Origin of the sequence: Brachybacterium sp. GU-2, assembly GCF_030866705.2 — a bacterium.
GTDB lineage: Bacteria > Actinomycetota > Actinomycetes > Actinomycetales > Dermabacteraceae > Brachybacterium > Brachybacterium conglomeratum.
Window position 1 is genome coordinate 1,693,350 of sequence record NZ_CP133037.2, and the last position, 14,437, is coordinate 1,707,786.

Annotated in this window: 15 protein-coding genes; 8 read left to right on the forward strand and 7 right to left on the reverse strand. The window is 72.4% G+C overall.

Annotated features, from left to right (window positions below; genetic code table 11):
- Nucleotides 1-63 precede the first annotated feature (63 nt).
- The 3 genes from RBL05_RS07800 to RBL05_RS07810 all read right to left on the reverse strand — a co-directional run bounded on the left by RBL05_RS07800 (nt 64) and on the right by RBL05_RS07810 (nt 2,140).
- Complete coding sequence (locus tag RBL05_RS07800; protein ID WP_308739993.1) at nt 64-609, reverse strand: hypothetical protein; 546 nt, start codon at nt 607-609, stop codon at nt 64-66.
- Nucleotides 610-615: 6 nt separating this feature from the next.
- Nucleotides 616-1,692 carry a helix-turn-helix domain-containing protein gene (locus RBL05_RS07805; RefSeq protein ID WP_308739992.1) on the reverse strand — a complete coding sequence of 359 codons (1,077 nt, stop codon included), beginning with the start codon at nt 1,690-1,692 and terminating at the stop codon, nt 616-618.
- A gap of 70 nt (nt 1,693-1,762) precedes the next feature.
- Entirely contained in the window at nt 1,763-2,140 is a 378-nt protein-coding gene (locus RBL05_RS07810) for a PH domain-containing protein (RefSeq protein WP_053918152.1), read from the reverse strand.
- Between the two features lie 172 nt (nt 2,141-2,312).
- On the opposite strand from RBL05_RS07810, the gene RBL05_RS07815 reads away from it, so the two are divergent.
- The gene (locus tag RBL05_RS07815) at nt 2,313-5,816 is read left to right on the forward strand and encodes an exonuclease domain-containing protein (RefSeq protein ID WP_308739991.1); all 3,504 of its coding nucleotides are present in this window, start codon (nt 2,313-2,315) and stop codon (nt 5,814-5,816) included.
- A 329-nt stretch (nt 5,817-6,145) separates the two neighbouring features.
- Here RBL05_RS07815 and RBL05_RS07820 read toward each other — a convergent pair whose 3' ends face one another.
- Nucleotides 6,146-6,808, reverse strand: coding sequence for a CPBP family intramembrane glutamic endopeptidase (locus RBL05_RS07820; RefSeq protein WP_308739990.1), 663 nt, complete (start codon nt 6,806-6,808; stop codon nt 6,146-6,148).
- A 120-nt stretch (nt 6,809-6,928) separates the two neighbouring features.
- Between RBL05_RS07820 and RBL05_RS07825 the strand changes: the two genes are divergently transcribed.
- The gene (locus tag RBL05_RS07825) at nt 6,929-7,954 is read left to right on the forward strand and encodes an NAD(P)H-binding protein (RefSeq protein WP_308739989.1); all 1,026 of its coding nucleotides are present in this window, start codon (nt 6,929-6,931) and stop codon (nt 7,952-7,954) included.
- Between the two features lie 32 nt (nt 7,955-7,986).
- Here the strand turns inward: RBL05_RS07825 and RBL05_RS07830 are convergent, their stop codons facing one another.
- Together RBL05_RS07830 and RBL05_RS07835 are read right to left on the reverse strand one after the other, a co-directional pair.
- Nucleotides 7,987-8,298, reverse strand: coding sequence for a hypothetical protein (locus RBL05_RS07830; protein WP_308739988.1), 312 nt, complete (start codon nt 8,296-8,298; stop codon nt 7,987-7,989).
- A gap of 28 nt (nt 8,299-8,326) precedes the next feature.
- The gene (locus RBL05_RS07835; protein ID WP_308739987.1) at nt 8,327-9,736 is read right to left on the reverse strand and encodes an MFS transporter; all 1,410 of its coding nucleotides are present in this window, start codon (nt 9,734-9,736) and stop codon (nt 8,327-8,329) included.
- Nucleotides 9,737-9,894: 158 nt separating this feature from the next.
- Here RBL05_RS07835 and RBL05_RS07840 point away from each other — a divergent pair, with 158 nt between their 5' ends.
- A complete protein-coding gene (locus tag RBL05_RS07840) occupies nt 9,895-10,134 on the forward strand; it encodes a hypothetical protein (RefSeq protein WP_308739986.1) in 240 nt (79 codons plus the stop codon).
- Nucleotides 10,135-10,167: 33 nt separating this feature from the next.
- Nucleotides 10,168-10,749 carry a hypothetical protein gene (locus RBL05_RS16920; protein ID WP_412523785.1) on the forward strand — a complete coding sequence of 194 codons (582 nt, stop codon included), beginning with the start codon at nt 10,168-10,170 and terminating at the stop codon, nt 10,747-10,749.
- Here RBL05_RS16920 and RBL05_RS07845 read toward each other — a convergent pair.
- Complete coding sequence (locus RBL05_RS07845) at nt 10,736-10,993, reverse strand: metal-sensitive transcriptional regulator (RefSeq protein ID WP_010549885.1); 258 nt, start codon at nt 10,991-10,993, stop codon at nt 10,736-10,738. The genes RBL05_RS16920 and RBL05_RS07845 overlap by 14 nt on opposite strands.
- 139 nt (nt 10,994-11,132) lie before the next feature.
- Between RBL05_RS07845 and RBL05_RS07850 the strand changes: the two genes are divergently transcribed.
- The 4 genes from RBL05_RS07850 (at nt 11,133) to RBL05_RS07865 (ending at nt 14,412) form a co-directional block, all read left to right on the forward strand.
- Entirely contained in the window at nt 11,133-12,020 is an 888-nt protein-coding gene (locus RBL05_RS07850; protein WP_308739985.1) for a sulfite exporter TauE/SafE family protein, read from the forward strand.
- Nucleotides 12,021-12,074: 54 nt separating this feature from the next.
- Nucleotides 12,075-13,517, forward strand: a complete 1,443-nt coding sequence (locus tag RBL05_RS07855; RefSeq protein WP_308739984.1) for an MBL fold metallo-hydrolase — start codon at nt 12,075-12,077, stop codon at nt 13,515-13,517.
- Entirely contained in the window at nt 13,514-14,104 is a 591-nt protein-coding gene (locus RBL05_RS07860; protein WP_308739983.1) for a rhodanese-like domain-containing protein, read from the forward strand. Before RBL05_RS07855 ends, RBL05_RS07860 begins: the two co-directional genes overlap by 4 nt.
- 143 nt (nt 14,105-14,247) lie before the next feature.
- The gene (locus tag RBL05_RS07865) at nt 14,248-14,412 is read left to right on the forward strand and encodes a hypothetical protein (protein WP_166649429.1); all 165 of its coding nucleotides are present in this window, start codon (nt 14,248-14,250) and stop codon (nt 14,410-14,412) included.
- Nucleotides 14,413-14,437: the final 25 nt, after the last annotated feature.

Sequence of the window (14,437 nt, forward strand, 5' to 3'; positions counted from 1 at the left end):
CGACGGGGCCCGGAAGGCAGGCGACGAGCCGGCCGAGCGTCGGTCGGGGTCGCGAGCCCGTGGTCACAGATAGGCGGCGACGAACTGGTCCAGCGTGCGGATCTTCGACGGCGGCGTCCCGCCCGCGTCGACGAACTCCCGCCAGAGCGACGTCGCCTGATCGCTCGCGACAAGACCTCGTGTGCGGGCCAGTCGGAGCAGACGCCATGTGCCGACGCAATCGATCGGCCTCGCCCAGGACATGGCCGCGCGGTCGTCGGTCACGAACACCGCGCGAAGTCTCCGCTTCTGGATGAGCGTGATCGACTCGGCCTCGCCCAGATGCTGTTGGGGATGATCTCCCGGCGAAGCCATCTGGTGGCGCAGTTGTCGGATCGAGAGGTGTTCTCCGGGTTCGGGCAGGAGCGGCTCTCCCAGGAGGCGATACGCAGCGTCGACCAGACCGGGCAGCTCGAGCTGGTTCTCCTTCCTCACGCACTCGGTGCGGATCGACCCTGTCCAGCGGACGTTCTGCCGCAGGAGCGGTCCGAGCACAGGGATCAGTCCTGGGCGATGGAAGTTCACGAGGACCGACGTGTCGTGGAAGAACAGCAGGGGCGCGTCGGTCACGGGCGATCAGCCGATCAGCTCGGCGAGCGCGTCGTCGGAGAGCTCCTCGGCGGCTGCCGGTTCGTCCACCTCGAGGGAGGTCTCGGGGACGCCGAGCATCCACGCGAGCGTCCCCTTGCCGACAGCACCTTGCGCGATCTGGTCGAGGTGCGCCTCCTGCAGCCACGTCGGGAAGCGCCGCTCCCCTGCGTCCCGCATGCGCCTGGTGATGGGGTCGCCGATCTTCGCCCCGGTCCAGTGCCAGCGCAGCAGCTTCTGCGTGCTCCACGTCAGGACCTCGGCGACCTCGGGGGATGGGGTGAGCTCCAGCTTCTTCAACCGCCGTGACAGAGCGCCGGTGGAGATGCCCCAGGTCCAGACGAGTTCGGCGACCTCGGCGCGGCGGACGTCGTCCCAGTCGATCTGCTGCACGGTGGCGGCGGGCATCAGCAGCTCGGCGGCGAAGGCGTTCGCCTCACGCTCCTTCACATCGGCGAGCGCGGTGCCCGGGACGACGCCCTCGTGCCCGAGCGCGAGATGTCCCAGCTCATGGGCGAGCGACCAGTTCTCGTGGAACCAGTTGCCGCTCTCGGGCAGCAGAATGACCGGCCGCTCCTCGACGAGGAACGAATAGGCGGTGCTGGGGCCGTCGATCCGGACCACGTCGACCTCGATCTCCGCCAGGCGATCGACGAACGGGCGCACGAAGTCTGGATGGAGGAGACGGCGGACCTCCTCGACATCCGGCGGCAGTTCGAGTGGCGCTCGCACCGGCGAGACCTGCGCATAGGCGAGTCGTACGTCGGCGAGCAGGGTGCGGTCCTCGTCGAGCCCGGCGACGCTTCGCGCCCCGGTGTCGTGGTCGAAGGTATGGCGCGCGGCGAGCACCAGGCGATGAGGATCCGGGGTGCCGGTGATTAGCTCGTGCACGTCCGCGTCCAGCACCGACGCAACAGCGGCGAGCTCGACAGCGGCGAAGCCGCGCTGATCGCGGAGCGCACGGGACAGCGCGTCGGGAGTCATCCCGACGCGCCGGGCGAGCTCCTTCTGCTGCATGTCTGCGCCGCGCATCGCCGCGCCGACTCGGCTGCCGATCGTCGTCATGCCTCTACGGTACGCCCCGATTGGGATTATCCCAATCACGATGTGGACGAGGCCACGCGTCACATCGCACTCAGGACGAGCGCAGCACCGCGTTCGCGATCAGCAGGTCGAGCCGGCGCACGTCGATGTGCTTGCCGACGGCGATCTTGATCTGACCTGCGCGGGTCCACAGCTCGATTTCGGCGTTGAGGTCGAGGGTGCCGGCGTTCTCCGAGGACCACATGTTGATCGCGGAGTAGGGCAGCGAGTAGATCTCGACCTTCTTGCCGCGGATCCCCTGGGCGTCGCGCACGATCAGCCGCTTCGTGGTGAACACGGCCGAGTCGCGGAACGTCTTGTACGCCGCGATCGCCCGCTCCTCGGGCACGAGCAGGGCAGTGACGTCCTGCGGGATCGGGCACTCCTCGACGAAGGTCCACGACGTGATCGCCGATACCGATGCGTCCAACTTCTTCTCCTCATCTCCCCCGGCGGCGCCGGTGCGCCGCGGTGACGAGGTCGAACCTAGCGCCAGGTGGGGACGGACGAATCATCGATGGTCCCCTCGCGAACGGCTCCTCCTCTGTCCCCGCACCCTGAGATGATCGAGGGATCATCATCCCTGCCCGGAGAGGATCCTCGTGGGACTGCTCGATCGCCTCCGCGGCCGCGCCCCGGCGCCGTCCGCGACGCCGCCTCCCGCCCCGTCGGGGGCTCCTCGCTTCGCGGTGATCGACGTGGAGACGACGGGCCTGGATCCGGAGCGTGAGCGGGTCCTGGAGCTCGCGATCCTGCGGGCCGACGCGCAGGGCCGGCCGATCGACCAGTGGGTGACTCGCTTCCACCCGGGCGGCCCCGTGCGTGCCACGCACATCCACGGCATCACCGACGCGGACGTCGCCGGCGCCCCGCGCTTCGCGGATCTCGCCGTGCAGATCGGCACCGCACTGCAGGGACTGGTCCTCGTCGCACACAACGCCGAGTTCGACCTCGCCTTCCTCCGGGCGGAGTTCGCGCGGGCGTCGCTGCCGATGCCGCAGGTGTCCACCTACTGCACGCTGCAGGGCAGCACCGTCTACCTCCCCCACCTGCGTCGGCGTACGCTCGCCGAGTGCTGCGCGGCGCTCGGGGTGACGCATCAGCAGGCGCACTCCGCGCTCGGCGACGCCTATGCGGCGGCCGGGCTGCTCGAGCGGTATCTCGCGATGGACCGGCAGACGGGGTACGACGCCCCGCTGACCGCCTCGCGGGCGCTGCGTGGTGGAGCGGCGGCTCGACCGTCGGCGGCTCCTTCTCCAACGCCTTCCGCACCCGCCCCTCCCCCGACGGGCAGTGCACTGCGGCCGACGTCGTCGTCCGCGGCGATGCCGCCTCGTGCGGTGCCCGCAGCCTCAGCCGATGCGTCGGCTCCTGCACAGCTCGCCGACGAGCCGGCCCCGGACGTGAACCTCTCCCCCACCGCGATCCGGGCGTGGGCACGGGAGCAGGGCATTCCCGTCGGCGACCGTGGGCGGTTGAAGGCCGAGCTCGTGGCCAAGTACCGAGCGGCGATGGGGCTGGAGAACACTGCACCTGACACCACGGCACGGCCCGAGACGGCACCGGCGGCCGCACCAGGACCGGGTCAGATTCTGAGCCAGAATCCGCGGGAAAGTGGTTCAGAATCACGCACGACTGGCAGACGGCCAGCCCGCGCAGCCGTGTCGGGGGCGGAACCGTCCCCCGCAGAGGCGCCCGGCACGGAGCCCGCAGTCGCGTCGGCGGCGCCCGCCGCGTCGACGTCCCGGTCCGAGGCCCCCGCGCCGTCGGCCCGGGCGGCAGCCTCCGCGTCCGCTGAGACGTCCTCGGCCCCGCTGGTGATCACCGACGAGTTCGCCTCGGCGCTCGAGCACCTCCACGCCGGGCACCACCTGTTCCTCACCGGCAAGGCGGGCACCGGCAAGTCGACGCTGATCAGGCACTATCTCGAGCAGACCGATCGCTCCACGATCACGGTCGCCCCCACCGGCATCGCGGCGCTGAACGTGGACGGCTACACGATCCATCGCCTGTTCTCCTTCCCGCTCGGCGTCACCGAGGAGCAGGTGCGCGGCGGCTCCTACTACCCGGGCCGCTTCGCGAGGGCGCTGAAGGAGCTGGACACGCTGATCATCGACGAGGCGTCGATGGTGCGGGCGGACCTCTTCGATGCGCTCACCGCGGCGCTCGAGCTGTACGGCCCCCGGCCCGGCACGCCCTTCGGCGGGGTGCAGCTGGTGCTCGTCGGCGACCTGTACCAGCTGCCGCCGGTGGTGACCGATCACGAAGCGGGCTGGATCGAGGAGCGCTACGGCACCCCGTTCTTCTTCTCTGCCCGCTCCTTCGACGAGGACACGTTCCCGGTGGTGGAGCTGTCCACGGTGTTCCGCCAGCAGGGCGATGACCGGCTCGTGGGCCTGCTGAACGCGGTGCGGGAGGGGACGCTGCTGGAGGAGGCGCGGGCCGAGCTGAACCGTCGGACGGATCCCGACTTCGAGCCCGGGCTGGACGAGTTCTGGCTGACCCTCGCCACCACCAACCGGATCGTCGGCGCCCGGAACCGGCAGATGCTCGAGCGCCTGCCCGGCCCGGTGCAGTCCTTCACCGCGCAGACCAGCGGGGACACCGACGGATTCGAGAAGCCCACCGAGGAGACGCTGCGGATCGCGGTGGGCGCGCAGGTGATGCTGCTGAACAACGACCCTCTCGATCGCTGGGTCAACGGGACGCTCGGCCGGATCACCGCGATCGGCGCCGACTCCGACGGGCCCGTGGTCACCGTGCTGCTGCGCGACGGCCGCACCGAGCAGGTGCGCGAGCACACCTGGGAGATCACGCGCCCGAGCGTCGAGGGCGGTGCGCTCGTGCATCAGGTGATCGGCACGTTCACCCAGCTGCCGATGAAGCTGGCCTGGGCGATCACGATCCACAAGTCGCAGGGGCAGACCCTGGACCGGGTGGTCGTGGACCTCACCGGCGGCACCTTCGCCAACGGCCAGCTGTACGTGGCGCTGTCTCGGTGCACGAGCCTCGAGGGGCTGGTGCTGAAGCGCGAGGTGCTCCCGCGGGACCTGAAGACCGATCAGCGCGTGCGGCGCTATCTCGCCAGCGGCACGTCCGGGACCGAGACGCTCGGCGAGGCGTACCTGTCGGTGCTGACCGTGGGCACGACCGGGGACCGCTGGCGGCCGCGGCCGGTGGAGATCGCGGTGGTCACCGACGACGGCGACGAGGTCTCCACCGTCGTGAACCCCACCTCGGACCTGTTCGGGGCGCGGGACGAGTTCGGGATCACCACGCGGGACGTGCAGCTCGCGCCGCTGCTTGCGGAGGCGTGGCCGGCGCTGTCGGCGCTGCTGGCCGGGCGGGTGCCCGTCGGCGTGGACATCGACCGTCAGCTTGCCCACGTCGACTTCGAGCTCAAGCGCAACGGGATCGTCGAGCCGGTGCCGCTCGGGCTCGAGGTCCCGGGCAGTCTGCTCGGCGCCGGCGAGCGTGCCCGGTTGAACGCGCCGACAGCGCTCGAGCGGGCCCGGGCGGTGCGCGACGCGGTGCGGCGCGTGCGGGCCGCGGGAGAGGAGCTGCCCGGCAGCGGGATGGCGTTCCGGCAGGTCGTGGCGGGGCACGGCTATCTGCTCGCCCGCACGACCGGGCCGGCGGGGACCAGCGCCCCGACGGGCTTCGTCGTCGGCGGGAACCTCGGCGCGCAGGACGACGCCGCCGAGGTGCTCGCCCACCTGCTCGAGGGGACCTGGCAGCGGGTCCTCTCCCCCGATCAGGAGGTCCTCGAGCGTCTGCGAGGGGTCGAGGAGCACTTCGGGGTGCGGGTGCTGCCCGAGGGCTTCGAGGCGACCGGCCCGATCAGCGCGGCCGACGTGCTCGTGCCGGGGGCGCGGGTGTGCTTCTCCGGCACCGTCCACTCGCCCCGCCACGGGTTCCTCGAGAAGGAGGAGCTGCACGCCATCGCCGAGGCGCGCGGGCTCCGGGCCGTCCCGACCCTCACCAAGACCCGGACCGACGTGCTGGTCGTCGCCGAGGCCGGCTCGCAGTCGAGCAAGGCGAAGAACGCGGCGAGGTGGGAGAAGCCGGTGATCACGGCGGAGGAGTTCCTGGAGTGGGTGGGATGAACCGAAGCGACGAGGCGAGGCCTGACGCGGACGATACGGACGACGACGACCGTTACCTGGTCATCCGGGGACGGAGATGGCGACGCACGGACCCGGCGCTGGACGCCGACGTGGTCCGGGCGCTGAAGAGCCATCTGGGCAGAGCCCGCTCCCAGGTCGGGCGCGCCGGCCGCGACGACGACCCGGCGAGCGTCCGCTCCGCTCGAGACCGCGTCCAGCTCGCGAAGGAAGGTCTCGGAGAGCGCGGCCCCGCATGGTGGGAGCGCCCCGAGGACGAGCGCCGCCGTCAGGCCGCGGATCGACTCGCTCGGCTCGAGCGGCTGGACGCCTCAGCCCGCGATGCCGACACGGACGACGACGGCGGGGAACAGTCCCACCATGGTGAGCGTCCAGAGGGCGTGGACGAAGAGCGCCCCGGCGAGTGAGCCGGAGGTCTCGCGGGCCCACATCGCCACCGGTCCCAGCAGGAGGGCCATCACCGCGAGAGCAGGGCTGCCGGTGCACAGCGTGACGAGGGCGTACACCGCGGTGGGGACCACCCAGCGGGCCGGGCCGGTGAGCAGCCGAGGCAGCGCACCGCGGAAGAACACCTCTTCAGCGGCGCCCGCCACCAGCGCGACCGCGAGCACACCCCAGCGCCCGTCGGCCGCTGCGGCGACGGGACCGGCCACCCACGGGGCAGTGGCCGGGACACCGGCCAGGACCAGACCGCCCGCCAGCGAGGCCGCGGCCAGGCCGACGCCCGCGGCGGCCACCGCGACCTTCGGTGCGCGCCCCGGGGCCCGTCCGGCGAGATCCGAAGGTGCCAGACGCATGATCAGCAGCCCGCCGACGGTCCAGGTCAGGGCGATTCCCAGTGCCCAGCCGGTGACGGTCCCCGGCCCCCCGCCCTCGGCGCGCAGCGACGCGGCCAGGAGCGGCGCAGCCACCACGACGGCGAGGCCGGCCACCCACCACGCGCCGGGACGGGAGGCGGGACGATCGGGGCTCATGCGCCTAGCGTACGAGGCCGCTCGCCGCGCCGGGGCGAGGCGGGTCTTGCTCGAGGGCGCCGTCTCGTATAGACCTGAGGCACGGCTCGCGGCACGGGAGCACGGACACGGAGGTAGCTCATGCGCGTTCTCGTCATCGGAGCCGGGGGGTATGTGGGGAGCCGGCTGATCCCCGCGCTGCTGGAGGACGGGCACCAGGTGGTCGCCGGGGCCCGGAATCTCCACAAGCTCGACGCCTTCTGGTGGGGCGACGCCGTCGACAGGGTCGAGCTGGATGCGACCGAGGACGACTCCGTGCGTGCCGCGATCGCCGCGGACCCGTCGCTGGAGGCGGTGGTCTACCTGGTCCACGGCATGGGAGGAGAGGACTTCCGGGAGGTGGATCGCGCCGCCGCCCGGCGCGTGCGCGCCGCCGTCGACGCGTCCGAGGTGAAGGCCCTGGTCTACCTCTCGGGCATCATCCCGGACATCCCCCGCGAGGAGCTCTCCGAGCACCTGGCCTCCCGCCTCGAGGTCGAGGAGGAGCTCTCCGCGGCGCGATGCCGCTTCGTGGGCCTGCGCGCCGCAGTGGTGCTCGGCGCGGCCTCGACCAGCTTCGAGCTGATGACCCAGCTGGCCCACCGACTACCGGTCACCGTGTTCCCGGACTGGATGGACCATCTGGTCGAGCCGATCGCCGTGGTCGATGCCGTCGCCGCGATCCGGGCCGCCGTGACCGCCGAGAGCGCCCACGGCGTGTACGACATCGGCGGGGGCGAGGTCATCGCCTATCCGCAGCTCGTCCAGAAGGTCCTCGAGCTCACGGACCAGGAACGGCCCGGGTTCTCGGTCCCGGTGATGCCCCAGTCCCTGGTCACGGCGGTGGGATCGTGGCTCTCCGACATCCCCGCCCCGACGGTCACCGCGCTGATGGAGAGCCTGCGCGAGGACATGGTCGCGCGGGACGAGCGGTGGCTCTCCGAGCTGCTGCCGGACGGCCATGCGGCGCGGGTGACGATCGACGAGGCCCTGGGCCGCAGCCTGGCCGCACCGGACGTGAGCCGCAGCCCCCGGGAGCGAGATCCGCTCGCGGTCATGCCCGGCGATCCCTCCTGGGCGACCAACGGCGAGGGTCAGGAACGGGTGCTGGAGTTCAAGCAGGACTGAGCGCGGGGTCGGATCGCCCCGCGATGCTGAGATCAGCCCACGAACTGCAACACCAGGCCGAGCAGCGCCATCGCCATGCCGCCATAGCGCACGCCGGCGGCGAGGCGTCGGGCGGCGGGATCGAGCAGCTCCGCGACGCCGGTGAAGAGCATGATCCCCGCAAAGACCAGCGCGGAGCCGGACATCGTCGAGGCGTCGCGAAGCGCATCGATCGTGAGTGTCACGGTCAGCAGCAGGCCGAATGCGATCAGACAGAACACCGGGCGCCAGCCAGGGCCGGCGGCGGCAGGATTCTCGTCCGGGCGCGACATCTGCTCGGTGAGGGGTTCCGTGGGCTGCTGCATCGGTCCTCTCTCGGCGGGGCCTGCCAGGCTACGCGGCCTCGATGCCCTCCGCACCCCGGACACGGATGACCACCGGACGGCTCGCGACGATCCCGGCGAGGAGCTGCCCGGCCAGCACCACGCACAGCACGATCAGCGGCACGGCCCAGCTGTCGGCCGCGGCGTGGAGCGCGCCGATGCCGAGCGGGCCGAACCCGGCGACCAGGTACCCGAAGCCCTGCGATACCGTCGAGAGCTGGCCGGTGAGGTGCGTGGTCGGCGAGCGCCACACGATGTACGTCAGCGAGAGGCTGATCGAGGCGCCGAGGCCGAGGCCCAGCACCGTCATCCACGCCACGGCGCCGCTGGCAGGCGCGATGATCAGCCCGAGATAGGCGGCGCCGAGGAGCAGCACGGCCACGACGGGCGGCAGCCACGTCGGCCGCATCCGCGCGGCGAGGGTCGGCGCGAGCAGGGCGGCGAGCGCTGCCGGGAACGCGGAGAAGGCGATCATGCCGCCGGCGGCGGTCACGTCCATCCCGGCGTCCTGCAGGATGGTCGGCACCCAGGTCACCGTCGTGTAGTAGCTGACGCTCTGCAGCCCCATGAACCCGGTGACGGCGATGGCGGTGGGGTCGGTGAGGATCGCTCCCAGCGGCGAGCGGCCGTGGTCGACCGGGGCGTCGGCGACCGCGCTGCCGGAGCGCAGGCGTCCGGGCGAGCGGAGCAGCTGCGGCAGCCACACGAGAAGGGCCAGCCCGGCCGGGAGCGCCCAGATCGCCAGCGCGGAGCGCCAGCTGCCGCCGAGGACCGGCAGCAGCGGCGCGGTCAGCCCGGAGGCGAAGGCCGCGCCGACGAACAGCGACATCGTGTACAGGCCCATCATCAGCCCGGACCGGTGGGCGAAATCCTGCTTGATCGCCGCGGGCATCACGACGTTCCCCACCGCGATCGCGGAGCCGACGAGCACGGTGCCGGCGAACAGGGCGGTCATGCTCGGCTCGTGCCGCAGCAGGTTCCCCGCCGCGAGGACCAGCAGCACGATCCCGAGCAGTCGGTGCATGCCGAGCCGCCGGGTCAGGCCCGGAGTGAGGAACGCGAACGCCCCGAACACGAACACGGGGATCGTGGTCAGCAGGCTCACGACGGTCGCCGACAGGCCCAGCGAGGCACGGATCTCGCCGATCACCGGGCCGATCGCGGCGACGCCGATGCGCAGGTTCAGCCCGATCAGGATCAGTCCGACGCCGAGCAGCAGCAGCGCTGCGCGGCCGAGGGGCCTCTCGGCGGGCTCGCGCACCTCCGCGGGGGCGGGCGGCGCGCCGGTCGGGACGGGGAACGTCTCCGCCGCGGCGGTGTCCGTGGAGCCGGTCGTCATGGGGGCCTTGCCGATCACGAGGGGGTGGGAGGAGTGCCGGCCCCGGCGGACCGCTGCACGGCGGGGCCGGGAGTCGATCACCCGTTGCAATCTACGCCCCCTGGTTGGCGGATATGCAACCCTCCTCCGGAATCGTGCGAGCCGCGGTGTGGCACGCCGTGTTCCCGATGTTCGTCGGGAAGTGAGCCGGTCGGGGCGGGGCACGATGATCTGTCGGATCCCCGCCCTACTCTCACCCCATGATCATGATCCTCGGCGACGAGCCGCCGGAGCCGTACGACCAGCCGCGTGGCACCTGCCCCGTATGCGGGTCGGGCCAGGTGAACCACCATCCGCTCGGCGGTCCGGACCCGCGCCTCGACGAGGAGGACCCGCCGTGGGTCCACTGGCAGGGGTGCGTCCCGGTCTTCAGCGACCGGACGTGCGAGGACTGCGGTGCCGGGTGGAACGTGGAGAGCGACGAGGACGAGGAGGGCTGATCCCGGCATCCGGCTCCGGCCCGGCCGGTGGACGTGCTGATCAACAGCGCCGTCTTCGGGCTGCCGCTCGACTTCGAGCGCAACGACATCGAGGACGAGGCACGGCATCTTCGCCTCCACGTCGAGGTGCCGATGCAGCTGATGCACGCGGCGCTGCCGGGCATGCTCGAGCGCCGCTCCGGCACGATCCTGAACATCGCCTCTGCCTCCGCGGTGATGCCCCGCTCTTCCACGCCCGGCTGGGCCTGCCGCGCGGCGAGGAGGGGATCCCGGACTGGCTGTGGCTGGAGGCGCCGCGAGTGGTCGAGGAGTCGCTGCGCCATGCCGGACGCGGGAAGGCCGTCTCCGTCCCGAGTCGGCGCCACGCCGCGATCTGGACCGCCGCCCGTCTCACCCCCTCGGGCCTCATGGCACGGCTCGCCGCGCGGGGGCGATGAGCGAGGCAGCCCCCGGGGAGTGCCCGTCGGCCGCCGCTCCCCCGACGCGGCGCTCCGAGGCGATGTCGGCACCCGACAGAGCGGGAGGACGGCGAGGCGATCCCGGAGCGGCTGCCCATGGAGCTTTCAGGGGCACCGGGCGACGGCGCACTGCGCCCCGCCTCTCACGCGAGCGTGAGGAACAGCTTCTCGAGCTCCTTGCGGTCCAGGTCCTTCTCCGGGCTGGTCATGCACTGCTCCATGCCGCTGGCGATGATCGCGAAGCCGGCGCGGTCCAGCGCCTTGGAGACGGCGGAGAGCTGCGTGACGACGGCCTTGCAGTCCTTGCCCTCCTCGATCATCCGGGTGACGGCCGCGAGCTGCCCCTGGGCGCGCTTGAGGCGGTTGACCACAGGGGTCATGTCATCGGGGTTCAGGTCCATGGCGTTCTCCTCGGGTCGGTCCGCACACCCGAGAGTATACCCCCTGGGGTGTCCTGCATACCCCCTGGGGTATGTGGCAGGCTCGGCGACGGAGGCGGTCGCGCCGCGAGCCTCCGACCCACCTCTCGAAAGGCCCCTCGTGACACCCACCCTCGCGCTCACCCTGCTGCTGGCCGTGCTCATCGTAGTCTCCCTGGGGCTGCTCGGCGGCGGGGGCTCGATCCTGACGGTGCCGATCCTCGCCTACGTGGCGGACCTTCCGGCCAAGGAGGCGATCGCCGCCTCGCTCGTCGTGGTCGGCGTGACCTCAGCCGTCGGCGCCGTCAGCCACGCCCGCGCCGGCCGGGTGCGGTGGCGCACCGGGGTGACCTTTGGGGCCGCCGGGATGGCCGAGGCCTTCCTGGGCGGGCTCCTCGGCGGACACATCCCGAGCACGGTGCTGATGGTCGCGTTCGCACTGATGATGATCGCGACGTCGGTCGCGATGCTCCGGGGCCGACGGGGCGCCCCCGCGGAGGAGGGACCGAGCCGGGAGCCGTCCGCGAGCAGGATCGTGCTCGAGGGGCTCGCGGTGGGCCTGGTCACCGGGCTCGTCGGCGCGGGCGGCGGCTTCCTGGTGGTGCCCGCGCTGGCGCTGCTGGCCGGACTGCCGATGCCGGTCGCCGTGGGCACGTCGCTGGTGGTCATCGCGATGAAGTCATTCGCAGGTCTCGCCGGCTATCTCACCTCCGTCTCGCTGGACTGGGCCCTGGTGGGCGGGGTGACGCTGGCGGCCGTGCTCGGCTCCCTGCTCGGCGCGCGAGCGGCAGGCCATCTCCCCGAACGGGCGCTGCGCACGGGCTTCGGGGTGTTCGTCCTCGCCATGGGGGCTCTCGTCCTCGTGCAGGAGCTTCCGGGCGCAGCCGGCGCCGTCGTCGGCGGAGTCGTGGCGCTTCTCGCCCTGCTCGCCGCCGGATGCTGGATGCTGGTGTCGTCCTGCCCGCTGCACACCGCCCGACCCGCCTCGCATACCCCCCGGGGTACCTGATACCCTCGGGGGTATCCCGTCCGCTGTCCATCCCGCACACCCACTGGAGGAACGATGCTTCTCGAACGGATCTACGACGAGGACCTGTCCCAGGCCGGCTACTTCATCGGCTGTCAGGCGCAGAAGGAAGCGCTGGTGGTCGATCCGCGGCGCGACATCCAGGTCTACCTCGACCTCGCCGCCCACCACGGCATGACCATCACCGCCGTGGCCGAGACCCACATCCACGCCGACTTCCTCTCCGGCACCCGCGAGCTCGCCGCCGCCACCGACGCCACGGCGTACGTCTCCGGCGAGGGCGGCGAGGACTGGCAGTACGGCTTCGAGGCCGAGCGCCTGCACGACGGCGAGTCGATCCAGCTGGGCAACATCACCGTCACCGCCCGCCACACCCCGGGCCACACCCCCGAGCATCTCAGCTACCTGGTCACCGACGGCGCCTTCGCCGACGAGCCCGGCTACTTCCTCACCGGCGACTTCGTGTTCTCCGGGGACCTGGGCCGCCCGGACCTGCTGGACGAGGCCGTGGGCATGGAGGACACCCGCTTCGCCGGCGCGAAGCAGCTGTTCGCCTCCCTGAAGAGCGCGTTCCTCACCCTCCCCGATCACGTGCAGGTGTTCCCCGGCCACGGCGCCGGCTCCGCCTGCGGGAAGGCGCTGGGCGCTCTGCCCTCCACCACGGTGGGCTACGAGCGGAGGTTCGCCTGGTGGGGCCCGTTCCTGCAGAACGACGACGAGCAGGGCTTCATCGACGAGCTGCTGGACGGCCAGCCCGACGCCCACGCCTACTTCGCCCGCATGAAGCGGCAGAACACCGACGGCCCCGCCCTGCTGGGCGAGCGCCCCGCCCCGCGCGAGGTGGCGACCTTGGAGCTCTCCGGCGGCCTCGCCGACGGCTCCCTCGCCCTGGTGGACACCCGCCCCGTGGCGGAGGTCCATGCGGGCACGGTGCCCGGCGCGCTGTCGATCCCCTCCCTCGGCAAGGCCGCCACCCACATCGGCTGGGCCTTCGACCCCGAGGCCGACGACGCCCAGCTGGTGGTGCTCGCGCCCGACGCGGCCACCGCCGCCGCCTACGGCGACCACTTCGTGCGGGTGGGCGTGGACGCGCTCACCGGCTACATCCCCTCCCTGGACGGGCTGGAGCTGTCCGCCCCCGCCACCGTGGCCCCGGCGGACCTCGCCGCGCTGCGCGCGCAGGAGCCGGATGCGCACCTGCTGGACGTGCGCACGCGCACCGAGCACGCCGCCGGCACGGTGGACGACGCCGACCAGCTCTCCGCCGGCAAGGTGCTCTTCCACCCCGACGACCTGCCCGCGAAGGACGCCGGGCGCCTGATCACCTTCTGCCAGTCCGGGCTGCGCAACTCCGTGGCCGCGGCCGCTCTGCGCCGCGCCGGCTACGACGTGGTGGAGCTGCAGGGCAGCTACGCCGGCTGGTCCCGCTGGGCCGCCGCACAGCACGACCTGGGGATCACCGGAGCTGACGCCCGATGACCGCCACCCCCACCACTCGCACCGTGACCCCTGCCGAGCTCGCCCACCGCCTCAGCACGGACCCCGAGCTGATGGTGATCGACGTGCGCACCCCCGGCGAGTTCGAGACCGTCCACATCCCCGGCTCCCACAACGTGCCGCTGGACCTGCTCACCGCCCACACCGACACGCTCGCCGGCCGCATGGGCGAGCACGTGGTGCTGGTGTGCCGCTCCGGGGCCCGCGCCGGGAAGGCCTGCGAGGCGCTGCAGCAGTCCGGCCTGGAGGGCATCGACGTGCTCAACGGCGGCATCGCCGCCTACCAGGACGCCGTGGGCGGCGTGAACCGCAGCGGCGGCCGCTGGGCGATGGACCGCCAGGTGCGGATGACGGCGGGCACCCTGGTGCTCGCCGGCACCCTCGCCGGGCAGCTGGTCCACCGGCGCCTGGGCCTGGTCGCGGGCGCGATCGGCGCAGGGCTCACCTACTCGGCGCTCAGCGACACCTGCGCCATGGCCGCGGTGCTCGCCAGGATGCCGTGGAACCGCACGGCCGACTCCCCCACCGTCGAGACCGCCCTGGTGCCCGGCGGCGTCACGGCGCGCTGAGGCCACCCGACGAGGTCTCCCGCCCCGCGCCGGAGCCCGATGCTCCGGTGCCGGGCGGCCTCCCCCTCCGCGGGGCGCGCCGGACCGTGCCCCGCACCCCGCTCACACCCCTCCTCTCTCACCTCTCACCGAAGGAGCACGCCATGTGCCGAGCCACCACCTGCAACACCTGCGGCAAGACCACCTGGGCCGGCTGCGGCCAGCACGTCGACCAGGTCATGAAGGACGTCCGCCCCGCCGACCGCTGCCCCGGCCACGCCGAGGCGGCCCCGGAGAAGGGCTTCTTCGCCCGGCTGCTGGGTCGCTGAGGCCACCACCGCTTCGCCCTCTCGC